Annotated in this window: 21 protein-coding genes; 14 read left to right on the top strand and 7 right to left on the bottom strand. The window is 68.7% G+C overall.

The genetic code is table 11. From position 1 onward, the window contains the following. The first annotated feature begins 108 nt into the window (after positions 1–108). The gene (locus AB2385_RS03280) at positions 109–378 is read left to right on the top strand and encodes a DUF2007 domain-containing protein (RefSeq protein ID WP_367653497.1); all 270 of its coding nucleotides are present in this window, start codon (positions 109–111) and stop codon (positions 376–378) included. Between the two features lie 493 nt (positions 379–871). On the opposite strand, the gene AB2385_RS03275 is transcribed toward AB2385_RS03280, so the two are convergent. Next, positions 872–1,678: a hypothetical protein gene (locus AB2385_RS03275; RefSeq protein WP_367653496.1), complete on the bottom strand. Its 807-nt coding sequence runs from the start codon at positions 1,676–1,678 to the stop codon at positions 872–874. A gap of 133 nt (positions 1,679–1,811) precedes the next feature. Here AB2385_RS03275 and AB2385_RS03270 point away from each other — a divergent pair, with 133 nt between their 5' ends. The 3 genes from AB2385_RS03270 (at position 1,812) to AB2385_RS03260 (ending at position 4,215) form a co-directional block, all read left to right on the top strand. After that, positions 1,812–2,726 carry an ABC transporter substrate-binding protein gene (locus AB2385_RS03270; protein WP_367653495.1) on the top strand — a complete coding sequence of 305 codons (915 nt, stop codon included), beginning with the start codon at positions 1,812–1,814 and terminating at the stop codon, positions 2,724–2,726. A gap of 63 nt (positions 2,727–2,789) precedes the next feature. Then, positions 2,790–3,446 (top strand): amino acid ABC transporter permease, encoded by a 657-nt coding sequence (locus tag AB2385_RS03265; RefSeq protein WP_367653494.1) that lies wholly within the window; start codon positions 2,790–2,792, stop codon positions 3,444–3,446. A gap of 1 nt (position 3,447) precedes the next feature. Next, positions 3,448–4,215, top strand: coding sequence for an amino acid ABC transporter ATP-binding protein (locus tag AB2385_RS03260; protein ID WP_367653493.1), 768 nt, complete (start codon positions 3,448–3,450; stop codon positions 4,213–4,215). A 107-nt stretch (positions 4,216–4,322) separates the two neighbouring features. Here the strand turns inward: AB2385_RS03260 and AB2385_RS03255 are convergent, their stop codons facing one another. The 4 genes from AB2385_RS03255 to AB2385_RS03240 all read right to left on the bottom strand — a co-directional run bounded on the left by AB2385_RS03255 (position 4,323) and on the right by AB2385_RS03240 (position 7,703). Continuing rightward, a complete protein-coding gene (locus AB2385_RS03255) occupies positions 4,323–4,970 on the bottom strand; it encodes a nitroreductase family protein (RefSeq protein WP_367653492.1) in 648 nt (215 codons plus the stop codon). A 58-nt stretch (positions 4,971–5,028) separates the two neighbouring features. Then, entirely contained in the window at positions 5,029–5,691 is a 663-nt protein-coding gene (locus tag AB2385_RS03250) for a hypothetical protein (RefSeq protein ID WP_367653491.1), read from the bottom strand. Beyond that, entirely contained in the window at positions 5,691–6,302 is a 612-nt protein-coding gene (locus AB2385_RS03245) for an MFS transporter (RefSeq protein WP_367653490.1), read from the bottom strand. The genes AB2385_RS03250 and AB2385_RS03245 overlap by 1 nt, the downstream gene beginning before the upstream one ends. 201 nt (positions 6,303–6,503) lie before the next feature. After that, positions 6,504–7,703: a hypothetical protein gene (locus AB2385_RS03240; protein ID WP_367653489.1), complete on the bottom strand. Its 1,200-nt coding sequence runs from the start codon at positions 7,701–7,703 to the stop codon at positions 6,504–6,506. Positions 7,704–7,872: 169 nt separating this feature from the next. Here AB2385_RS03240 and AB2385_RS03235 point away from each other — a divergent pair, with 169 nt between their 5' ends. The 4 genes from AB2385_RS03235 (at position 7,873) to AB2385_RS03220 (ending at position 11,903) form a co-directional block, all read left to right on the top strand. Then, complete coding sequence (locus AB2385_RS03235; RefSeq protein WP_367653488.1) at positions 7,873–9,267, top strand: MurT ligase domain-containing protein; 1,395 nt, start codon at positions 7,873–7,875, stop codon at positions 9,265–9,267. A gap of 2 nt (positions 9,268–9,269) precedes the next feature. Further along, the gene (locus AB2385_RS03230) at positions 9,270–10,013 is read left to right on the top strand and encodes a type 1 glutamine amidotransferase (protein WP_367653487.1); all 744 of its coding nucleotides are present in this window, start codon (positions 9,270–9,272) and stop codon (positions 10,011–10,013) included. Continuing rightward, complete coding sequence (locus AB2385_RS03225; protein WP_367653486.1) at positions 10,010–10,579, top strand: hypothetical protein; 570 nt, start codon at positions 10,010–10,012, stop codon at positions 10,577–10,579. Before AB2385_RS03230 ends, AB2385_RS03225 begins: the two co-directional genes overlap by 4 nt. Before the next feature lie 208 nt (positions 10,580–10,787). Next, positions 10,788–11,903: a lysostaphin resistance A-like protein gene (locus AB2385_RS03220; RefSeq protein WP_367653485.1), complete on the top strand. Its 1,116-nt coding sequence runs from the start codon at positions 10,788–10,790 to the stop codon at positions 11,901–11,903. Positions 11,904–11,955: 52 nt separating this feature from the next. Here the strand turns inward: AB2385_RS03220 and AB2385_RS03215 are convergent, their stop codons facing one another. Beyond that, a complete protein-coding gene (locus AB2385_RS03215) occupies positions 11,956–13,482 on the bottom strand; it encodes an N-acetylmuramoyl-L-alanine amidase (RefSeq protein ID WP_367653484.1) in 1,527 nt (508 codons plus the stop codon). A 538-nt stretch (positions 13,483–14,020) separates the two neighbouring features. Here AB2385_RS03215 and AB2385_RS03210 point away from each other — a divergent pair. Continuing rightward, on the top strand, positions 14,021–14,710 hold the full coding sequence (locus tag AB2385_RS03210; RefSeq protein ID WP_367653483.1) for a hypothetical protein: 690 nt from the start codon (positions 14,021–14,023) through the stop codon (positions 14,708–14,710). Between the two features lie 176 nt (positions 14,711–14,886). Here the strand turns inward: AB2385_RS03210 and AB2385_RS03205 are convergent, their stop codons facing one another. Further along, complete coding sequence (locus AB2385_RS03205; RefSeq protein WP_367653482.1) at positions 14,887–15,792, bottom strand: 1,4-dihydroxy-2-naphthoate polyprenyltransferase; 906 nt, start codon at positions 15,790–15,792, stop codon at positions 14,887–14,889. A gap of 1,144 nt (positions 15,793–16,936) precedes the next feature. Here AB2385_RS03205 and trxB point away from each other — a divergent pair. The 5 genes from trxB to AB2385_RS03180 all read left to right on the top strand — a co-directional run bounded on the left by trxB (position 16,937) and on the right by AB2385_RS03180 (position 23,047). Beyond that, positions 16,937–17,884 (top strand): thioredoxin-disulfide reductase, encoded by a 948-nt coding sequence (gene trxB / locus AB2385_RS03200; protein ID WP_367653481.1) that lies wholly within the window; start codon positions 16,937–16,939, stop codon positions 17,882–17,884. A gap of 134 nt (positions 17,885–18,018) precedes the next feature. Beyond that, entirely contained in the window at positions 18,019–19,908 is a 1,890-nt protein-coding gene (selB, locus tag AB2385_RS03195) for a selenocysteine-specific translation elongation factor (RefSeq protein WP_367653480.1), read from the top strand. Positions 19,909–20,018: 110 nt separating this feature from the next. Further along, positions 20,019–20,828 (top strand): PleD family two-component system response regulator, encoded by an 810-nt coding sequence (locus AB2385_RS03190; RefSeq protein ID WP_367653479.1) that lies wholly within the window; start codon positions 20,019–20,021, stop codon positions 20,826–20,828. Positions 20,829–20,937: 109 nt separating this feature from the next. Further along, on the top strand, positions 20,938–21,786 hold the full coding sequence (locus AB2385_RS03185) for a M15 family metallopeptidase (protein WP_367653478.1): 849 nt from the start codon (positions 20,938–20,940) through the stop codon (positions 21,784–21,786). 211 nt (positions 21,787–21,997) lie between these two features. Then, positions 21,998–23,047 carry a stalk domain-containing protein gene (locus AB2385_RS03180; RefSeq protein ID WP_367653477.1) on the top strand — a complete coding sequence of 350 codons (1,050 nt, stop codon included), beginning with the start codon at positions 21,998–22,000 and terminating at the stop codon, positions 23,045–23,047. Position 23,048: the final 1 nt, after the last annotated feature.

Raw genomic sequence — 23,048 nt, 5'->3', positions numbered from 1 at the left:
GTGCGGTGAGGCGGACTGCCCGCAGGCGGGTAGCCGGGGATCCGCAGGTGGACTCCATAGGCCGGGAGCCCTGCGGAACGACGTGGCCGACAATCTGGAGGGATGGCCATGGATGTCGAGTGGGTCGAGGTTTACAAGGCGCCGGACCACATCGAGGCTGAGCTGATCCGCGGACTGCTGGAGGGAAACGGCATCCCCGTGCTCACCGATGCCCGGGGCGCCCAGGCGCTGCCCTTTATCCTGGGCCCGGCCCGGGTCGGTGGCTTCATCTCGATTCTCGTACCGCCGGACCAGGAGGAGGCCGCCCGCGAGCTGCTGGCGGCCAGGGAAGAGCCGCCGGCGGAACCGGAAGGTGGCGGAAAGGAGCAGGATGGGTAGCGGATGATGGGCACGGCGGCAGCCGCAGGGCGTGCGGACTGCCGCCGCTCGTGTTTGGGAAGCCGCAGAATGCATGGCCCCGCCCCTGGGCGGGGCCGTGCCCGTTCGCTGCCCCTTCCGCGCGGAACCGCTCCCGTGCGGCGGGCAGGAGCGCCACGACGGCGAGGGGTTCGACCTCGTCTGGCACCCAGTCAGGCCCATGTTCGCGTACCTCGGCGGGGGAACCGGCTGCATCTCGTGAGCGGCAGCACGGTGACGGTTGCCAACCATCTGACGGGGGACCGCGCTGTGGCACGCCGCCCGGCCTCCGGTCGCGCACACAAAGGGGGCAGCCGCACCGGCTGCCCCCTTATCGACTGGCCTCGACGGTTCTCGGCCCACGGCCCATGCCCTGCGATTCGCCGCTGCAAGCTCACGGCTCGCGGCGCAGGGCACGCGCCTCAGCGCTTACAACCCACAACTCGCGGCCCACCGGCACAGTCCACAGCCATTCTCACCAGTCCTTGCTCAGCCGGGCGCTGACCTCGTGCCAGAGCAGATTGAGCTGGTCCCGGGCCGAGTTCGATTCCAGGATCAGCGCCGCCCTGGTCGACTCGGCCAGGTCCACGACCTTCTGCAGGTCAGCCTTGGCCTGCGCCGGTGCGGCCTCCAGGGCGTCCATGAGCGACTGCTGGGCGATGGCCAGCTCGTCGCGGGCGAGGCCGCGGTTCCCCTCGGCCCAGTACACCTGCGCCAGGAGCACTTCGCCCTGGGCCTTGACCAGGAGGCCCTTCACCGTCATCTCCACGGAGAGCGCGGCGGCGGTCTCCTGCTCCGAGGCGGCGAGCTGTTCCTTCACCGAGTCCTCCAGGGCCTTCATCTTCTGCTCCATCTGCTCCTGGGCGGTGCGGAGCTCCTGTCTCAGCGCATCAATCTCCGCCAGCCGGGACTGCAGCGTGGTCAGTTCACCGTTCTGCTCCATCAGCAGGCCCGCAGACTGCGCTGCCTCTTCCACCCGCTTCAGGTCGGCCTCCAGGCTGGCCTGCTTCGCCTGGATTTCCTCCTCGAGCGCCGTGGTCTTACTCCGCAGTTCCGAGCGCAGCTCGGCCACCTGCTCCATGGTGTCCTGCCTGAGGGCATTCAGGTCGGCGGTCGCACTGGTCTGCACCGCCTGCATGCGGAACTCGAAGGTGAGCAGCGCCGCGCCAGTGCCGACGGCGGCCATGAGCAGCAGCATGCCCAGCCAGCGGAACAGGCGCCCAACCCAACCCCGCCGCGGCGATGCGGGCTCGGGCTCTTGCGAGATGACAGGGCTGCTCATTCAGCCAACTCCTTTCAAATTCTGAATCCCCACAAGAAGGTGCTAACCGTTTCGCGGCGAATCTTGGTCTCCAATCATTCTGCTGCAGTGAAGATTCACTATAGCGATAGGCCAAATCGTGGGGGGTTCAATCATGATGAGAAAGAGTTCCGCTTTCTTCCTTGTTATCCTGCTGCTCGCCACCGTCGTGCTGGCGGCCTGCGGCGGCGCGCAGCCGTCCGACGGGGGGCAGGCGAACGGCGGTGCCGCCGCACAGCAGCCGGCGGAGGGGCAGTCCTCGGAGTCCGGCGGCAGCCAGGAGCCCGGCAGTGGGGAGAAGAAGGAGACCTCTTCGCTGGAGCGCATCCAGGCCGAGGGCGTACTGCGGGTGGGCATCGATGCGTCGTATCCGCCCATGGAGTTCGTCGCTGAGGACGGCAAGACCCCAATCGGCTTCGACATCGACCTGGCCAACGCCGTGGCCGAGAAGCTGGGCGTCAAGGCTGACTTCACCATCATCGACTGGGCCGGCATCCAGGCCGGGCTGCTGGGTGGGCACTACGACGTCATCATGTCGTCCATGACCATCACCGAGGAACGGCAGAAGGAGATGGATTTCGTCCAGTACCTGACGATGGGCATCGCCTACGCCTCGCGCCCCGGCGTTGAGGTGAAGAGCGACGCCGACCTCGCTGACAAGATCGTCGTCGTGCAGGAGGAGACCACGGCCCAGTACTACGTCGAGGACCTCATGGCCAACAAGGGCATCCAGCCCAAGGAGCTGCGCTCCTTCCCGTATGCCACCGACGCCTTCCGGGAACTGGCGAACGGGCGGGCTGACGTGGTAGCCATCGACGCCCCGGTGGCCGGCTACTACGCCCAGCTCGATCCCGACCAGTACCGGGTGACCGGCTTCGCCGAGATGGAGCCTGACCCGATCGGCGTCGCACTGCGCAAGGGCGAGACCGAACTCCGGGACGCCATCCAGAAGGCCGTGGACGAGCTGCAGGCCGAGGGCGTCATTCAGGAGCTGCAGGTGAAGTGGTTCGGCGACGCGGCCGGGCACTAGGGTTGCACGGCGGAGACGACGGCGCCTGCGGCGCGTCGCGGCTCGGGAAAGGGGTGACTCGGGTTGGACAGGTTCGTTGAGCACAGCATCAACGTACTGCCCGTGCTCTTCGAAGGGCTGGGTGTGACGCTCAAACTCACGGTGATCAGCGCCTTTTTCGGCACCCTCCTGGGGCTGCTGGCGGCCCTGGCGCGCATCTCCCGCAACCCGCTGCTCACTGTGCCCGCGGCTGTGTACGTGAACCTCTTTCGCGGCACGCCGCTGCTGCTTCAGCTGCTCTTTATCTACAACGCCCTGCCCCAGGTGGGCATCCTCATCCCCGCGTTCGAGGCGGCGGTGCTGGGCTACAGCCTGAACGCCGGCGCCTACATCGCCGAGATCATCCGGGCGGCCATCCAGTCCATCGACCGGGGGCAGATGGAGGCCGCCCGCTCCCTGGGCATGTCCTACGGCCTGGCGATGCGGCGGATCATCCTGCCGCAGACCTACCGGCGCCTGTTGCCGCCCATGGTGAACGAGATGTCGGCGCTGACGAAGGACACCTCCCTGGCCTCGACCATCTCCATCCTGGAAGTGATGAAGTACTCGATGCAGTTCGTCTCCCGCACGAACCTGGTGTGGCAGACCTTCGTGTGGACGGCGGTGCTCTACCTCGTGGTCACCATGAGCCTGAGCGCGCTGGCCAGCCGCCTGGAGAAGAAGCTGGAGGCGAGGGGATAGCATGGCCGAGCCGATCATCGTCATCGAGGGGCTGAAGAAGAGCTTCGGCAAGCTGGAGGTGCTGCGGGGCATCGATCTTACGGTCCACAAGGGCGAGGTGGTGGTCATCATCGGCCCGTCGGGCTCGGGCAAGTCCACCCTGCTGCGCTGCATCAACTTCCTGGAGAAGCCCACCGCCGGGCGGGTGCTGTTCAAGGGGGAGGAGGTGGGGCAGCGGCAGGTCGGCGGCCGGCTGGTGCCGCTGCCCGAGAAGGTGCTGGACCAGCAGCGGGCCCGCATGGGCATGGTTTTCCAGCGCTTCAACCTCTTCCCGCACATGACGGCCCTGGAGAACGTGATCGAGGCGCCGATCCGGGTGCGCCGGATGCCCCGGGCCGAGGCCGAGGAACTGGGGCTCCGGCTGCTCCGGCGGGTGGGTCTCGCCGACAAGGCGGGCCAGTACCCCAACTTCCTCTCCGGCGGCCAGCAGCAGCGGGTGGCCATCGCCCGGGCCCTGGCCATGGAACCCGACGTGATGCTCTTCGACGAGCCCACCTCCGCCCTGGACCCGGAACTGGTGGGCGAGGTGCTGCAGGTGATGCAGGACCTGGCCAACGACGGCATGACCATGGTGGTCGTCACCCACGAGATGGGCTTTGCCCGGGAGGTGGGGGACCGGGTGCTCTTCATGGACGGCGGCCTGATCGTGGAGGAGGGGCCCCCGGAGCAGATCTTCGGCGAGCCGCGGCACCCGCGGACGCGGGAGTTCCTCTCGAAGGTGCTGCACTGAGGGGCCGGAGGGATTTCCACGGGCAGGTGTGTGAGCGCCGAGGTGTTGGTTGACAGGAAAGGCCCCCGGGCGTGGGTGCACGCCCGGGGGCTTCGTTTCACCGGAAGTTACGGCTCACGCCGTCCGAACTGCTCGAAGTAGTAAATCTCCTCCAGGGGCCGGCGGTTCCGGGGCGGCTGCGTCCAGCCTTCCGCCGCATGGCCCACGGCCACCACCCCGGCGAAGAGGTAGTCGTCGGCGGGCACGCCCACCGCCTCCTTCACCTTCTCGCCGTCAAAGCCCGTCATCCAGAGGGTGGCGAGCCCGAACTTGGTGGCAGCCAGCAGCATGAACCCCACAGCTGTGTATGTGTTGGGCAGGACCAGCATCTGCCGGTGCAGCTGATCCTCCCGCAGCCGCTTCACCATGGCCTCCCGCTCGGGCGGCGCCTGCCCCGCCTTCACCTGGGCCTCGATGCGGTCGGCCAGGGCGTCTGCCTGCCGGAGCGACGCCAGGCAGACCACGGACGCACCCGCCGTCTGCACGACCTGGGCGTTGCGGCCGGACGTGGCTGCGGCCAGGGCGGCCTTGGTCTCCGGGCGGCGGACCAACACGAACTCCCAGGGCTGATGGTTGTTGGCGCTGGGCGCCTGGTGCGCGGCCTCCAGCAGGGCCAGCAGCATCGCGTCAGGGACGGGATCGGGACGGAACTCCCGCACGCTGTGCCGTCGTGCCATGGCCTCCAACACGTCGCAGGGCTCTGTCTGGTGCAGCATCTGAGGCTCTCTCCTTTGCAAGCGAATTTCCAAGCTAACGGCAGAACCGTTAGGCGGATTACCTGGCGTCACCCGTGCCCAGTCCGGGGGCGAGCGAGGCGCCCCCGGGGCTCAGCTCCGGCTTGACCCCCTTGAGCGGGACGTCGGAGCGGAGCAGCAGGAACCACCCGGTGAGCGACAGCGCGGACACCGTGAGGGTGATCACGCCCAGGCCCATCACGAAGGTTGGCCATGGGAGTGTGCCCAGAATCATGCCCAGGGAACCCATCAGGGTGTTGCCGAAGTTGATGAGCGCAGCGGCCGAGCCCGTGTCCGTGTCCTGCTGGTTCAGGAGGGTATCGGTGGCGACGGGTCGGATCATGCTGGACCCGAACGTGAAGGGCATGAACGACGGCAGGAACGCCAGGGGAGCCAGCCGGCCGAAGAGGAGCACGGCCAGCCCGCCGCACAGGGCCAACGTGAGAGCCGCGGTGATCACAGTGCGGGGCGCGACCCGGCCGTTCAGCCGGATGTAGGAGAGCGGGCCGATAACGGAGACCGCCGCGTTGGCCGCGAAGAAGAGGCTGAAGGCCGACTCCGACAGCCAGAAGTAATCGGTATAGATGTAGGAACTCACGGCAATATACGCCATGAACCCGGCGGGAATCAGCCCGACGACGGCCAGCAGGCTGAGGAACGGCCGGTTTCGGGCCACCACGCCCAGGCGGCCGAGGCTGCCCATTACGCCTCCCGGAGCCGGGCTTCCGGCGGCAGCGTCTCCTGCAGGAGCAGCGCCGCGGTGAGCGACAGCAGCGAAATGCCGGCCAGCACGAGGAACGTGGCCCGCCAGGAGGCGTACTGGGCGATGAGGGCCCCGATGATCGGCGCGACGATCGGGGCCACGACGGACATCGACTGGATGGTGGCGAGAATCGTGCCCCTGAGCCGGCCGGCGAAGCTGTCTTTCACCAGGGCCGTGGAGACCGAGACCACGCAGCCCGCGCCGAGCGCCTGCAGGACGCGGAACAGGATCAGCAGCCAGATGGATGTGGCGCCGGCGCAGTGGAGGGAGGCCCCTGCGTACACGCTCAAGCCCGCGATCAGCACGGGCTTCCGCCCGAAGCGGTCGCTGAGCGGCCCGAACAGCAGCATGCCCACGGCGAAGAAAAAGAAGAAGCCCACGAGGGTGAGGTTGAGCACCCGTTCCGACACGGCGAAGTACTTCAGCATCGTGGGAACAGACGGCAGGTACATGTCGGTCGAGAGAGGGGCGGTCATGTTGAGCACGGTAATCAGCATGACCAGCCCCGTCTTTTTCAGGTATCGCTGCTCCCGCAATAGACCACTGTTCACGCGTTTGGCCTCCTTTGTCGCCTCGGGCCGGTTCCCTACCCGACACCGTCCGGGGATCCGCTTCGCAGGGCGCTGGCGCTCCCCACTGCATCTCGCTGCTGACCCTGTGCATGCCCCCGGGGCCCGCCGAGACCGGCTCTGTGACTCCCCCTTAGGACCCCCCTGCGGTACCTCCCGATGGGGCGCCCCTGAGGACCGTGTCTAGGGCTGCCCCTGGGATTGCTCCTCAGACTGCTCGTGAGATTGCCCTTGCGGTTGGTCGTTGGGCTGCTCCTGCGATTGCTCCTGAGATTCCATTTGGGATTCATCGTGGGATTGCACGTGGGTTTGTGCCGGGGACTCCGCAAGCGATTCTCCTTCGGACTGCCCCTGGCCCTGCTCCAGGGATTGCCCTTCAGATTGCCCCTGGGACTGCCCTTCGGAGGGCTGGTGCGATGGCTCTCCCGACTGGCCTTGCGATGCCCCCTGCGACCCTCCCGGAGACTGGCCTTGGGCCTGCGCGGGTGGCTCCCGGCGGGACTGCCCCGGGGGCTGCGCTTGCGTCTGCCCCTGCGGTTGCTCTTCCGCTTGCCTGACGGGCCGCGGCGTCACCACCAGCTGGCCGGCGCTGTCCCAGTGGCCGATCACGTTCTCGCCCACCAGCTGCTCCTGGCTGCCGTCGCGTAGGGCCCGGTAGAGCCGGTTGCCTTTATAGTAGAGCACCTCACGCCCGTCCGGCGAGAGGGTGAGCGCGGCCACTCCGTTCAGCGCGGCGCCAAGCGGCTTCACCTGAGCCGTGAGCGGGTCGGCCTCCAGCCAGCGTCCGGCCGAGTCGCGGAAGAGGAGGGTGGATTCGGGCGTCCACTGCAGCGGCCCCACCGGGGTCGGCGCTGCCCCGCCCGCTGCGGGGGACGCATCGTCCGGGCCGCCCGCTCCGTCCAACGGCGGGGAAACGTTCGACTGTGCCGTCCCACCCGCCGAGGCTGCTTGGCCGCCCGCCGCCGCTCGGTCCGCGTCCGCCCCCTGCGTGCCCGGCGCACCTTCCGCCGCGCCCTGCGCCGTGCCCGCCGCGGACACGGGCGGCAGCGCAACCTGCCAGATCCAGGCGCCGTCGATGCGGGTGACCCAGATCTCGCCATCGCTCAGCAGCGCCCGGAAGAGGCCGTCCGGCGACGGCTCGGCGGTCTCCAGCGCCGCCAGGGTGTCAGCCGACGGGGGGCTCGCATAGAGTCCAGAGAGGGAGCGGCCCTGGAGCGGCGTGCGCTCCCCCGGGAGCGGCATGGCGGGGTAGCCGGCGGCCACGGGGGCCTCCGGGTCGACGCCGCCTGGTGCGGCCTCTTCGGCTTCGTTGGCGGCGGAGCAACCGGAGAGGACGAGGATCGCGAGGGTAAAGGCGGCGATTCGGACGCGGCCTGGCAGCAACGAGAACGACTCCCTTCTGCGAAGGAAACAGCCAAACGGCGGGGAATCTAGAATAAGTTTGGGGCCATCGGAGCCGGAGGACACCTGCAAAGGCTCCACGCTTGAAGTTAACATAGAATCGGGGCGAGGGGGAAGGGCATTCCCCCTCTAGAAAGTAGAGGGAGCATTAATGAACCTCCGATCACGATTGGCAGTCTGGGTGGGCAAGGGCGTGGTGACCGCCACCCGCATGGCGGGGCGCGGGGGCACGTCACTGCCCGGCGCGGTTGCCCGCAAAGTGGACCCCGACCTGCTGCGCAACCTGGCTGCGCAGCCCCGGGAAGGGGTCGTGGCGGTCACCGGCACCAACGGTAAGACCACCACCGCGAAGATGCTCTCGTCGATCTTCGAGGCGGCGGGGTACGGCGTGGCCCACAACCGGGCCGGGGCGAACCTCATCGCCGGCCTGACCACCGCCTTCATCCAAGCGGCCGGCTGGACCGGGCGCGTCGACCGCACGGTGGGGCTCATGGAGATCGACGAGGCCACGATGCCCCGGGCGTGCCAGGAGATCCGGCCCCGGGCAGTGGTGGTGACCAACTTCTTCCGCGACCAGCTGGACCGGTTCGGCGAGTTGGAGCACACGGTGGAGCTCGTCGCCCGCGGGCTCGACCACCTGGCGGCAGGTGGGCGGGCGGTGCTGAACGCAGACGACCCCAACTGCGCCCGCCTGGGCGCCCGAAAGGGCGTGGAGGCGCTCTACTACGGCCTCGAGGCCGACACCGCCTCGCTCTGCGCCCCGTCCCAGACCGCGGACGCCCGCCACTGCGTTCAGTGCGGCCACCCCTATGACTACTCGGCGCTCCACTACGCCCACCTGGGAAAGTACCAGTGCCCGCAGTGCGGCCACCGGCGGCCGGAGCCCCAGGTCTACGCCGATCGGCTGTGGGACGTGGACGCCCGCGGCTCCTCTTTCCACCTGGTCACCCCGGCAGGGGACTGCGACGTCCGGCTGCAGATCCCCGGCCTCTACAACGTCTACAACGCCCTGGCAGCCGCGGCCGGGGCGGTGGCGCTGGGCCTTCCCCTCTCGGTCATCCAGAAGGGGCTGGAGGCCACCACCAGCCAGTTCGGCCGGATGGAGCGCATCGCCATCGGCGACCGGCAGGTCTTCATGGCCCTGGTGAAGAACCCGGCCGGCTTCGACTCGGTGATCCAGACCGTGATGCAGGCCGAGGCCCGCAAGAACCTGGTGATCGCCATCAACGACCAGTACGCGGACGGCACCGACATCTCGTGGCTCTGGGACGTCGACTTCGAGGCGCTGGCCGGCCACCAGGACGAGATCAACTTCGTCATCTGCACCGGCCAGCGGGCGGAGGACATGGCCGTGCGCCTGAAGTACGCAGGCCTCGACATCGCCAAACTCTCCATCGAAAAGGACCCCGCGCTGGCCGTGAAGCAGGGGCTGCGCTACATTCAGCCCGGGGACCTGCTGTACATCCTGCCGACCTACACGGCGATGCTGCAGATCCGCGGCCTCATCGCCAGGCAGGGCCACACGAAGAAATACTGGGAGGTGTAGGCGTGGAGCGCCCCCGTATTCACATTGGCTGGCTCTATCCGGAGTATATGAACCTCTACGGCGACCGGGGCAACATCATCGTCCTCACACAGCGCTCCCGCTGGCACGGCCTCGACCCGGTGGTCACGCAGGTACGCCTGGGCGAGACCGCCGACTTCCGCCAGTTCGACCTCCTGATGATGGGCGGCGGGCAGGACCGGGAGCAGGCCCTCATCGCCGAGGACTTCATGAAGGTGAAGGGGAACTCGCTGGCTGAGGCCATCGAGGACGGCCTGGCGGTGCTGGCCGTCTGCGGTGGCTACCAGATGCTGGGCAAGTATTTCAAAACGCACACCGGCGAGATGATCCGCTTCACGGGCATCCTCGACCTCTGGACCGAGGGCGGCCAGAAGCGGATGATCGGCAACTGCATCATCGAGAGCGACCTCTTCGGAGGCACGCGGACCATCGTGGGCTTCGAGAACCACTCCGGCCGCACCTACCTGGGCAAGGGGCTGCGGCCGCTCGGGCGGGTGGTGAAGGGCTACGGCAACAACGGCTCCGACCGCACGGAAGGAGTCATTTACAAGAACACCGTCGGGACTTACCTGCACGGCGCCATCCTGCCCAAGAACCCGCACCTGGCCGACTGGCTGATCCAGCGGGCCCTGGACCGGCGCTACGGCGGCGAGGTGAAGATCGGCCGCCTGAACGATGATCTGGAGATGCGGGCGCATGAGGCCATCATCGCCCGGTTCGGCAAGTGATCCGCGTCGAGCGGGCCGGGGTGGAGGCCCGGCTTCACTCGACGCTCTGCGCGGAATGCCCCCACGGCCCCACGGGCTGCTGCGCCTCGCTGCCGGGGGTGGACTGGGCCGACATCGGCCGCATCGTCTCCCGGGGCGGGGCGCAGTGGCTGCTGGGCGAGATCGCCGCCGGCAACCTGCGCCCCGGTCCCCGGGGGCTGCTCCTCCGGCGGGTGCCCAACCCGGGCGCAAACGCTGGGGTCTGGCCCACCAAGTGCGTCTACCACGGGACGCAGGGCTGCACCATTCCCCCCGACCGCCGGGCGGCCACCTGCAACTACTACCTCTGCGAGGAGGCCTTCCTGGCGGGCGGCGAGAACCAGGGCGACCCCGCCGCCCGGGAGGCCCGCGCCGCCCACGACACCCTCGTCAGGCTCTACGGGCAGTGGGACCTGGAGCTGCAGGCGGCGGTGGAGGCGCGCTGGCCGGCCGACCCGCCCTGGGACGAGCCCTTCCTGGCGTGGGTGGGGGAGGCGTGGCGGCGCCTGGTGGCGCGGGACCGGGCCGTGTGGCAGGCATTGGGGTAGCGACGAGGGGGCCGTCCCCCGGCGGATTGCGCCGCGGGGCCGGCCCTCCCTTTGCGCCGCTTTCCGTGCGGTTCTTCCCGGCGCGGCGGCCGGTCCGCGGCGCGCCGGGTCGCTTCCGGATGCGCAAACATTCGCGCAGGAGCCTGGGCATGCAGCGTTGAATGCCAGGCAACTGAGTGCAAGAACTCCGCATTTCGGGGGTGCTGGCTTGAACCCTGGGCAGAGCGTGCTTGACCCGCGGGCGAGCAGGCGCCGGACCGGTTGGTGGGGCGTGGTCGCCCGCGGCCTGCTCCTGGGCGTGGGGCTGTTCCTCTTTCTGTTCCTGGCCATCTGGCCCCTGGCGCCGGTCCTCATGCCGGTCGCCGTCCCCCTCCGTTTCTGGCTGGTGACCTTGGCCATCATCCCGATTCACCTGCTGGCCGGCGCGGCGGTGCGGTGGCTGGGCGGGCCGGCCTGGGCGCGCCCGCTCCAGATCGGCGCGGCGGTCCAGGTGGCGCTGCTGCTGGCCTTCCGCCTGTCGCTGGACGCGGGAGGCGAGTCGTATAACCCCATCGCTTTCGGGCCGCCCGGTCTCCTCCTGGCCCTGATCAGCCCGATCCTGGGCGGCATGCTGGGCGCCCGCCTCCCCCGGTGGGAAGCCCGGCGCCTCTCCTCCGAGGGGCGGGTGGCCTTCCTGGCGGCGTTTGCCTGGGTGGTGATGGAGTTCTGGCTCCGCGCGGCGGCGGGGCTCCTGCTCGGCCCGCGGCTGGGCGACTACCTCACGGCGGACCAACTGGCCATTCTCCCGGGGTTTCCCCTCATCGCGCTGGCCATCGGTCGCTTCGCACTCACGCGGGGGTTGGGTCGGGAGCACTGGGACCTGCGGGCACGTCCCGCGGGACTCCTCGCGGGGATCGCCGCCGGGCTGGGCGTGGTGCTCCTGCTCCCGGTGACCGCCCGGGTCGACGGCTGGCTGTTCGCACAGGCCGGCGCGACGCCGGCCGCCCGCGCGATCCCTGTCCCTCCGCCTGTTCGGGTCTGGGTGCTGTTGCTCACCGCCAACGGCCTGGTGGTGCCGGTGACCGAGGAGCTGGCGTGGCGGGGCGTGGTTCAGACCGGCCTCACGCGCGCCCTGGGCACGGCTGGGGGCATCCTGATCACCGCCCTCCTCTTCGCCTTCAAGCACGTGCTGGTCGACGCCTCCCTCGGGCGGCTCACCACCCTGCTGGTCGTCGCCCTGACGCTGTGCCTGGTGCGGTGGCGCTGGGGCACCGGGGCCAGCATCGCTGCCCACATCGCCATGAACCTGTGCAGCAGCGTTATCGTGCTATTGCTGGCCAGATAAAAGCAGCGGGGGCTGTCCCGGGCAGGATGTGCCCGGGGCAGCCCCCTGTGCGTTACCGCCTGACGACCCGGAACGCGTCGGCGATCACGTAGCCGGTGCCGCTGGTCCAGCGGCTCACCGCGATGACCTCCCGATCGCCGGCCAGGAGCCGGAACGTGCCCAGGTGGACCCACTTGCCGCCGTTCTGCCGCTGGTTCACGTGGACGGTCACGGGGGTAGTGCCGGTGTTGTTGCTGTTGGCCTGCCAGATCACTACCGGAGTCTTGTCGTTGTAGCCGCTGTTGGCCGGGTACCACATGTAGATGTCGTAGTAGCCCGTGGATGGGATGTTGAACTTGTAGTAGGCGGCGTCGCTCACCGAGGCCGGCTCGGCGAAGCGGTAGTCGCTGCCGTAACGCTGGCTGGACCAGGAGGAGGTGCCCCAGCTGCTGGAGGCCCGGAAGCGGCCGCTGGTGGTGTTGTCCACGATGGCAGACCACGAGCCTCCCGAGCCCTGCGTGACCAGGCTCATGTAGTAGTTCCAGTCCCAGCAGCTGCCCGGGTCGGTGTGCGTCGCGCCCGGCACCTCGTTGTGGCCGATGATGTAATTCCGGTTCATGGGGATGCCGTACTTGAGGGCGATGTTGCGGGTGAGCGCCGCGCTGGAGCGGTACATGGCGTCGGTGAACCAGGTGCAGTTCGACACCCAGCCCTCGTGCTCGATGCCGATGGACTGCGTGTTATAGGTCCAGTTACCGGCGTGCCAGGCGATGTCCTTCTCCCGTACCATCTGCGTGATCGCCCCGTCGCTGGAGCGGATGACGTAGTGGGCGCTCACGTTGGAGCTGGGGTTCTGGAACCAGCTGATGGTCCCGGCGTAGGAGCCCTGGGTCACGTGGATGATGATGTAGCGGATGGAGTGGCTGCTGGGCCGGTTGGCGGCCGTGTAGTTGGACGAGTGGGCCGGCACCCAGGCGGCGGGCCCGTAGTCCTGCGACTGGGCCCTGACCATGCCGGCGTACTCGCCTTCGTTGGGCTTCACGGCCTGCGGCTCGATGCGGATCTCCTCGCCGTCGACCACGGCGTCGATGCCCTGGTTCAGGAAGTCGTACACCTGCAGGGCGTACTCACGGGCCGCCGCACCTTCCAGCCGGCTGTAGCGGGCCACCGCCTCGAACCAGTCGCCCGTGCCCTTCACCGAGACCGTCCCCTGCTGGGCGTAGTGGGCCAGCAGGGCGGCGCCGCCCATGATGTTGGCCTCGGTGTCCACCTTCAGCTTCTCGGGATCGAGTCCCGTCAGGGCGGCCGCCTCTTCCAGCATCTGCACCTCCGGGTTGGAGACCAGGTGCATCATGCCGTAGCCGCCGGCCACGCTGGGCACGCCGTCGTGGTCATCCAGCCGGGTCTCCGCATAGGCCAGGGCGACCAGGAGTTCCACCGGCACGCCGTACTTGTCGGCCGCCTTCTGGAAGGCCTGTCCCAGGGGCCCGTCCAGCCGGTTCCCCCGCGGGAACTCCTCCGGTGCTGCCAGTCCGGCCCCCACCACGCCGAACAGGAACAGCACGAGCACTGCCAGGCTTACCCATCGCCGCGCACGCATTGCGAACCCTCCCCTACCGATTCGGATTCAGCCCGCGGTGGGCTGTACGGCTAGTGTGGCAGAGGCTTGTCTGAATAATCAAGACTCTCTCGGGAAAAAGCGTGTGCTTGTTCGAGCAAGCACTATTTCGGGTGTCATGGTGACGCGGGGCCTTCCCGGTGGTGGCGGTGCCGTTGAGGCCGGCTGGCCGGCGAGCACGGGAGCGGCTGCACGCCGGCGCGGGGAGCGTTGCACCCCCCGTGCAGGCGGGGGGCGGGGGAGAAGCGGCAGGTCGGCGCCGGGTGGTCCCCGGGTGCAGGTGGGGAGCGGGGAAGAGGTGGCAGGGGAGCCGTCGTCCCCCCGGTGCAGGCGGGAAGTGGGGGGTGAGGTGGCAGGGTGCCCTGGGGAGCCGTGGTTCCACAGGTGCAGGTGGGAGAGCGGGGAGAGAGGTGGCAGGTTGGCTTGCGGGATCCGCAGTCCTGCAAGTGCGGGCAGGAGAGGCACCGCACGGGGGCGAACACGAGTATGAGCGTTTCGCATCACGAAAGGGAGGGTTCCCATGCGCCTGCGATCCAGTCTCCTCGCACTCCTGCTGACAACTCTGGTGCTGCTGGCAGCAGGCTGCGATGGGCCCCGGGCCCGCACCCCTGCGGTTGAGAACGCCGGGCCCGAGCATGTGTCCGACGCGCCCACCCCGGCCGTCGGGGGCGGGTCTGAACCGGCGGAAGGCGAGGACGAGGATGACGTGGGGAGTTCCCTGCTTGCCCTGACCTACGTCGATCCCGAGACCGGACTCTCGGTGGGGATCCCCGGCGACTGGGCGGCCTACGAGACGGAAGACGCAGTGGTGGTGATGGTCAGCCCCCAGGTCGGGGAGGACGACATCTTCCTGGAGAACGTGGTGGTCACCGCCGACGACCACTTTCCCGATCCGACCCTGGATGTCTACGTCGAGGCGATGGAGGCGGAGGTCCGCAACCGGTATCCCGACACCGAGACGCTGGAGAGCGGTGACATCGTTGTCAGCGGCGTCCCCGGCCGCTGGATGGTGGACCGCTTCACCGCCCCGAAGGGTGAGGCCCGGGTCTACCGTACCGTGTTGGTGCGGGAGGGTATCGCGTACGTGATCCACGGCACGGCGCTGGCGCCGACCTTCGACAAGTACCGCCCGATCTTCGAGGCGGTCGTGCGGTCGGTCACCTGGGTGGAGCCGGACGCCGGGTCGGGCGACGCCGAGGGCGGAGGGTAGCGCCGCAGGGGCGCGGGAGCGTTCCCCCCGGGGGGAGCGCTGGCCATGTAGCTCGCCGCCGATATGGTTGAACCACGAAGGGTAACGAAATGAGCCACGTCGTATGGAGGGCGTGGCTCAAATCGTTACCGTTACGTCTGGCGGCAGGGCTTTCCGACGCCCCGTGTGGCGCCAGCCTACCGCGATACCCACACCGAGAGCAACAGCCCCAGCACCAGCAGCACGCCGAACCGGGCCAGCAGTTGTGCGACGCCCTTCACCGCCGGGTGGAGCCGCACCGGCTCGCGTTCCTGGCGGAAGAGCCGCACCGGCCGCCAGGCGGCGGGCAGCGAGAGCAGGACCAGCAGGGCCCACGGTGTGAGGTGCCGGGTGGCCACCAGCGCCAGCGTGATGATGTAGGCCAGGGCGAAGCTGCCAGCCAGCACGCCGACGGCCCGGTCCCTGCCCAGCACGATGGGCAGGGTGCGGCGCCCGCCGGCTCGATCGGCCTCGACGTCACGAATGTTGTTGGCCAGCAGGATCGCACCGATCAAGAGACCGATGGGGACAGACGCCAAGATGGCCGGGGCCGTCACCGTCAGCGCCTGGGTGTAGTAGACCAGCATCATCATCACCGGGCCCATGGTGAAGCCGGCGGCCAGCTCCCCGAAGGGGGTGGAGGAGAGGGGACGCGGCCCGCCCGAGTAGACGAAGGCGATCCCGAGGCAAAGCAGGCCCGCGCCGAACACCCACCACGAACTGGTGGCCGAGATGTAGAGCCCGAGAGCGATCGCTGTGGCGAAAAAGGCCCAGGCCAGGCTGATCACCAGGCGGGGCGAGACGCCGTCGCGCACGATCGTGCCGGCAATACCCACATGCTCGCGGGTATCCAGCCCACGCACGTAATCGAAATACTCGTTGAACATATTGGTGGCAGACTGAATGAGGATCGCGGCCAGGAGGAACGCGAGGAAGCGGCCCACGTGAAAGTGCCCGTCCGCGTACGCCAGCGCCGTGCCTCCGATCACCGGGGTGATGCTCGCCACCAGCGTGAACGGGCGGAGCATGCGCCACCAGACGCCCAGTCGTGCTCGTGCTGCCATCGTTACTCTATCGTTGCTCCTTCGTGCTCAGGTTTGTTGTTCATCATGAATATTATCAGACCAGTAGCGGCATAGCACCTGGCCGGGGCGAAGTTGTCCCAAACCGGACGCAACGTGCATAACGGCGGGAGGGCGCGGGAAAGCTATCAGCGAGGCTCGCTGCCCGACCAACGCGAGTGGGGCCGGCCTCCCCGCAAGGCGGCGGATTCGCCCTATCGGGCCGTGAGGGGTTCCGGCGGCGCTCCGCCAACGCCGTTCGGACGGCCGGGCGCCCGGTACGTCCGTGCGGGTACCGACGCCTGGAGCTGGTTCTCCAGGATGCATAGCCGAAGGCGTGGACCACGGGTCCGCGCCTTCGGCGCGCGGTGGGGCCGGTACCAGGGCCCGCACCGTTTCCCGTGTGGCCTGGCCTTCCGCTGGCCACCCGCCAAAGACCTGGAGCGACTGGCGGTCGGCGGGTCTGCTGCGGCGGGCTCACGACGGCCGAGCGGGCCAACACGACCCAACTGGCGTTCTGCGGGAGTGCGGTGGCCGTTCAGCAGCAGCGACTCGCGGTCGGCGGGTGTGCTGCGGCGGGCTCACGACGATCGAGCGGGCCAACACGACCCAGCGGGCGTTCTGCGGGAGTGCGGTGGCCGCTCGGCAGGAGCGATTCGCAGGCGGCGGGTGTGCTGCGGCGAGCTCACGACGGTCGAGCGGGCCCGACACGACCCAGCGGGCGTTCTGCGGGGGTGCAGCGGCCGCACCACCGGGCGGGAAATAGAGGGAAAATCGGGCGCCTATTTTTGCAGGATTATGGGGAAAATCTGCCCCATATCTCCGGGCGACCATACCCCCCGGGAGTATGAATTCTCGGTTTTCACCTCCTGACGGACCCGTCCGAGGCCCTTTGAGCCCCTCTTCCCCTTGGTCTACCCCCTCGCCACGACCGATAGGGGGCAGGAATTCCCTCTATCTCACCGAAAATACCGTTCCATTTTTCCCCCTATCGCGTCGAACGCCTTCATACCCCCTCAACCCACCGGCGGAGATACCCCCCGGGGCATATCTCCGCGCTACCCGTGTGACGTCTTAACTGATAGAATGGACGGGAGCGGGGACCGGCGATCTCGTCCAAATCTGTTCCCAGTGGGAGGATGCAGTCGTGCGCAAAGTCGTGATTCTCGGCACCGGACCTGCCGGCCTGACCGCGGCCATCTACACCGCCCGGGCCAACCTGCAGCCCCTGGTCATCGAGGGCAACGAGCCCGGCGGCCAGCTCACCACCACCACCGAGGTCGAGAACTTCCCCGGCTTCCCCGAGGGCGTGATGGGCCCGGAACTGATGGACAACATGCGCCGCCAGGCGGAGCGGTTCGGTGCGGAGTTCCGCAGGGGCTATGTCACCGCCGTGGACCTGTCGCAGCGGCCCTTCAGGATCACCGTGGATGAGACCGACGTGATCGAGGCCGAGGCGGTGATCATCGCCACCGGGGCTTCGGCCAAGCACCTGGGCATCCCGGGCGAGGACGAGAACATCGGCCGGGGTGTTTCCTACTGCGCCACCTGCGACGGCTTCTTCTACCGCGGCAAGAAGGTGCTGGTGGTCGGCGGTGGCGACTCGGCCATGGAGGAGGCCAACTTCCTCACCCGGTTTGCCGACGTCACCGTGGTGCACCGGCGGGGCGAGCTCAGGGCGTCCAAGATCATGCAGGACCGCGCCCGCCAGAACCCCAAGATCAGTTGGGTGCTCAACGCCGTTCCCGTCGCGGTCGTCGCAGACGAGAAGGGGTTCAAGGCGCTCAAGGTTCGCGACAGGGAGACCGGCGAGGAGCGGCTGCTCGAGGCCGACGGCATGTTCGTGGCCATCGGCCACAAGCCCAACACGGATTTCCTCCGGGGCCAGCTCGAGATGGACGAGCTCGGTTACATCAAGACCGTCCCCGGCACCGCGCATACCAGCGTCCCGGGCGTTTTCGCCTGCGGCGATGTGCAGGATTCCCGGTACCGCCAGGCCATCACCGCCGCCGGGTCGGGCTGCATGGCCGCACTGGACTGCGAGCGGTTCCTGGAAGAGGCCGGCGCGCGGGAGCGGTCCCAGTCCCCGGCGTAGCGCAGGTCGCGGCGCGGTGGGGCCGGCAGAGGCGATGAGCGTCCCGGCAGGCCCTCGACCCGGCACGGCCGGGCGGGCAGCGGGAGAGGTCGTCGCCCGGCGCGGCGCGCCCGGTCGGCCGGAAGGAGGGCGCCATGAAGCACTACATCATCGGAACAGCCGGACACGTGGATCACGGTAAGACCGCCCTGATCCGGGCGCTGACCGGCGTGGAGACCGACCGCCTGCCCGAGGAGCAGGAGAGGGGCATCTCGATCGACATCGGGTTCGCCCGTTTCGAGCTGCCCAGCGGCCGGCGCGCCGCCGTGATCGACGTGCCCGGGCACGAGAAGTTCATCAAGAACATGCTGGCGGGCATCACCGGCATCGACGCCGTCATCCTCGTGGTGGCGGCGGACGAAGGGGTGATGCCCCAGACCCGCGAGCACCTGGACATCCTCCGGCTCCTGGAGGTGAAGAAGGGGCTCGTGGCCATCACCAAGATCGATCTGGTGGACCGGGAGATGCTGGAGCTGGTGGAGGCCGACGTGCGCGATGCCGTGGCCGGCACCTTCCTGGAGGGCGCCCCGTTCTGCCCCGTCTCGGCTGTTACCGGGGAAGGGCTCGATGCCCTGATGCGGGCGGTGGACGCGCTGCTGGAGGAGACCGAGCCCAAGGATGTCACGGCCTTCGCGCGGCTCCCCATCGACCGGTCCTTCGTGCGCCCCGGGTTCGGCACCGTGGTCACCGGCACGCTGGTGGGCGGCGTCATTCGCGAGGGCGACCGGCTGGAGCTGCTTCCCGACGGCCTCGAGGTGCGGGTGCGGGGCTTGCAGGTCCACGGCGAGAAGGTGGAGCGCGCCGAGGCCGGCCAGCGGGTGGCCGTGAATCTCTCCGGCGTGGAGCGGTCGCAGGTGCGGCGCGGGCACGTGCTCTGTGCGCCCGGGATGCTGCGGCCTACCCTCTGTTTCGCCGGACGGCTCCACCTGCTGGAGTCGTGGCCCCGGGAGCTGAAGCACGGCGAGCGGGTGCACCTGCACACGGGCACCAGCGAGGTGTTGGGTCGGGTGCTCCTGCTCACGGGCGACACCCTGAAGCCCGGCGACTCGGCTTTCGTGCAGGTGAAGCTGGAGGAGCCGGTGGTGGTCGGCCGGGGCGACCGTTACATCATCCGCAGCTACTCGCCCGTACACACCATGGGCGGCGGCCAGGTGATCGAGCCGCACGCCCGCTACCGGCGGTCGCAGGCCGCCGCGGCCATCGCCGAGCTGGAGGCGAAGGAGTCGGGCGGCACCGGCGGCGTGATTGCGGAGACGTTGCTCCGCTCCGGCATGGTGCCGCTGAGCTTGGCGGAACTCGCCCGGCGGACCGGCGTGCCGGCCGAGGCGATCCAGGCGGAACTGCCGGGCCTCGCCGCCGACCTGCGGGAGCTGGACGGGGGGCTCTGGATTCACCGCCGGGGCTTCGGCCAGTTCTGCGCCGCCGTACGCGGCGAACTGGAGGCCTACTACCGGCAGCACCCGCTGCGCTGGGGCCTGGGCAAGGAGGAGGTCCGCCGCAAGCTCGGCCTGGGCGGCAAGGAGTTTGCCGCACTGCTGGGCGCCGCCGAGGCGGCCGGGGAGCTGGCGCTCGTGCGCGACCGGGTGGCCCTGCCGGGCCGCAATCCCGCACTGACGGCGAGCCAGTCCCGGGTGGCCGAGCGCCTGCGGGCGGCCATCGCCGCCGCCGGCTTCAGCCCACCGTCGGTGGCCGAACTGAAGCAACTGGTGCCAGACCGGGATACGGAAGAGGTGATCCTGTACCTCATCGACCAGGGCGAGGCCGTGCGGGTGGGCGATGACCTGATTATCCAGGCTGCGGTCCTGGAGGAGGCGGCGCAGCGCACCCGGGAGCACCTGCGGCAGCACGGCCGGATTACGGTAGCCGAGTTGCGCGACCTCCTGGGCACCTCCCGCAAGTACGCCCTGCCCCTGCTGGAGTGGCTGGACGAGCAGCGAATCACCCGCCGCGCCGGCGACGAGCGACTGCCCGGTCCGAATGCGTAGCACGCGCGCACGTTTCGTCAGTTTCTTGCCCAAATGTACCCAAACGGCACGGAATTTGCAGGAATTGTGTCTAATACTGTCGAAACCGCCACACAGAAGGGGGAGGGGCAGTGAAACGGGCGACTGCGGAGGTGCTCGCCGTGCGGACAGTCGGACGCTTGCTGGTGGTGGACCCGTCGCTCCTGGAGCGTCAGCGGATCGCCGGCATCCTCGAAGCCGTGGGTTACGAGGTGATCCTCTCCGACAGCCCGTCTGACGCCATCGAACAGGTGGTCGGCGCAGAACCGGGCAGCATCTGCGCGGTCATCACGGAACTGAACTTCCCCACAGGCGACGTGAACGACCTGATCCACGCCCTGCGCACGAACCCGGCGTGGGTGCACATTCCGATTATCGTCCTGACGCCGCAGCCGCCCCTGGCCCGGGTCGTCGAACTGGCTCGCGCCGGGGTGACCACCATCCTTTCCAAGCCCTTCAGCGCGGTGGTACTGCTGCGGCGGCTCCGCGACTGCATGGAGGACTGCGCGGCGCCCGTCGGGGACCAGCGGGTGTCGTGGACCCTGACGGAGTACGTGAGTCGGGAACTCAAGCGGGCCGACCGCTCTCGGTCGCACCTGAGCCTCACGGTGCTCCGCCTGCCGCCCGACATCGAGGAGGAGGAGATGCCGGAGTTGATCCGGAGCCTGATGCGGAACCTGCGGCAGTCGGACCTGGTGGTCCGCATCGCCCCGCGGGAGATCGCACTGGTGCTGCCGGACGCCGACGCCAGGGCGGCCCAGGCCGTGGTGCGGCGGCTGCAGGTGCCCCTGCCGGGCACGGTCACCGCCGGCATCGCCGTCTACCCCACCGAGGCGGCCGACGCCAACGTGCTTCTCCACCTGGCCCGGGAACGGGCCGGGGCGGCCTTGCAGATGGTATGAAGGGGGCGGCACCGCCGCCCCCATACCGCGGAACCGGGCCACCGGGACGGTCCGTCTAACCCTGTGGAATCAGCAAGCGCTGAACCAGTGAGTGCAGGAAGGTGAACAGATGTCTTCTTCCGCGACATGTTTCCGCCTGAAGCGCCTTGCCCTGGTGCTGACGCTGGTGTTGGCCGCCCTGGCCGCCGCCTGCACGTCCGGTGCAGGGCCCACGGCGCTGCCCACCGACAACGGTGCGGCCGCCGGGGACCCGGAGCCGGCGGAGCAGGAGCCGGCCGATGCGGTCGAGCCCCAGCAGCCAACCACCACCGACCCGGAGCCCGGAACCGAACCGGCAGAGGACTCGCCGAAACCCGGGGAGGGACGTGAGGTCAAGCTGGTGGCTAACCCCGATGCCATCGACGTGCTGGTGAACAAGGAGTACGCGCTGCCGCCGGACTATGTGCCATCCGACCTGGTGGAGCCCAACGTGCGCTTCATCTTCTCCGAGTGGCATGAGCGGCGCCTGATGCGCGCCGAGGCCGCGGCCGCACTGGAGGAGATGTTCGCTGCGGCCGAGGAGGACGGCATCTACCTGGCCGGCGTCTCCGGCTACCGTTCCTACGAGTACCAGGAGGCGCTGTTTACGGCCTACGTCAGCGCCGACGGCCTGGAGGAGGCGGAGCGCTACAGCGCACGGCCCGGCCACAGCGAACACCAGACCGGCCTGGCGATGGACGTCTCGGGCAGCACGGGCGAGTGCGCTGCCGACGCCTGCTTCGCCGGTACCCCGGAGGCCGAGTGGCTGGCAGCCCACGCGCACGAGCACGGCTTCATCGTGCGGTACCCGGAGGGCAAGGAGGATATCACCGGCTACATGTACGAGCCCTGGCACGTGCGCTACCTGGGCAAGGAACTCGCCCGGAAGGTGTACGAGTCGGGCCTTACCTACGAGGAGTTCCTGAAGCAGAACCGCTGAGACCGTTCCCAACGGCATCACCGGCCCCGCCTCGCGCGGCGGCCGGTGTTTCGTGTTTGGTAATTGTTGGCTGGTGAAGGATTTCCCCTGCCGCTCGGTGAACAATGGAATACATGATCTGTTGGACATGACAAAAGCAGGAGAACCAGGGCGAGGATGCCAGAGTGGCGCCAAGCCCCCACCCTGCAGCGAGATGGAGGCAGATTGGACGATGCACCGTTCACGGCAGATCGCAGCGGCCCTTGCCCTTTCCGCCTGTCTCGGACTCTTGCCCGCACCGGCCTCCGCAGCCACCTACTCGGTGATCTCCAACGGCGTCACGCTCACCAACACCCAGCCGGAGATGGTCAACGGACAGTTGATGGTGGCCGTGCGGCCCTACGCCGAAAGCCTGGGTTACAAGGTCAGTTACGACGACAAGAGCAAGATGATCACCGTATATAAGACCGGATACTGGCTCACCCTGTGGCTGGGCAACAGCCTCTCCTTCCAGAACGACAAGGCCGTCTGGGCGCCGGTGGCGCCCTACCTGAAGAACGGCCAGACGATGGTGCCGGCCTGGTGGCTGGCGGTGCGCCTTGGCGCCGACGTCTCCTTCTCGGGCTCCACCCTTACCGTTTCGAACGGGTACAAGCTTCCGGTGACGAGCACGGGGAGCGCCACCTCCAACACCGCCGGTGCGAACGGCGGCAGCGCCAGCTCCGGCAGCAGCGGGGCGAACACCGGCAGCACGGCCAGCACCGGCGCCGGCCAGGCGGGTGCCACCAACCGCAACCCCCGGCCGGACTCGCTCTTCGCCGACCCCACCTACGTCTTCCCGTTTCCCCAGGGGGCGACTTACTCCGGCTACACCGACACCATGGGCGACTCCCGCTGGTGGAACGGCGAGACCTTCGGCCACGAGGGCACCGACATCGTCTCCCCGAAGGGCACGCCCATCGTGGCCGTGGCCTCCGGCAAGGTCGTCCGCTATGGCTGGAACACCCTGGGCGGCTACCGCGTCACCGTCGAACTGGACGATCACCCTGGCTACTACTTCTACTACGCCCACCTGAGCGGCTATGCCCCGGGCCTCTACCTGGGAGCGCATGTGAAGACCGGGCAGTTGCTGGGCTACGTGGGCAGTACGGGTGAAGGGCCCGAGGGCACGTCCGGCAAGTTCGTGGACCACCTGCACTTCGGCATCTATGACTCCGACTGGAAGCCGATGAACTCCTACCTGCTTCTCAAGTACTGGGAGGGGAACAAGGCGAAGCTGTAAA

Origin of the sequence: Symbiobacterium sp., assembly GCF_040797425.1 — a bacterium.
In the GTDB taxonomy this organism is placed as follows: domain Bacteria; phylum Bacillota; class Sulfobacillia; order Symbiobacteriales; family Symbiobacteriaceae; genus Symbiobacterium.
This window is presented reverse-complemented; position numbering and strand designations above follow the sequence as displayed.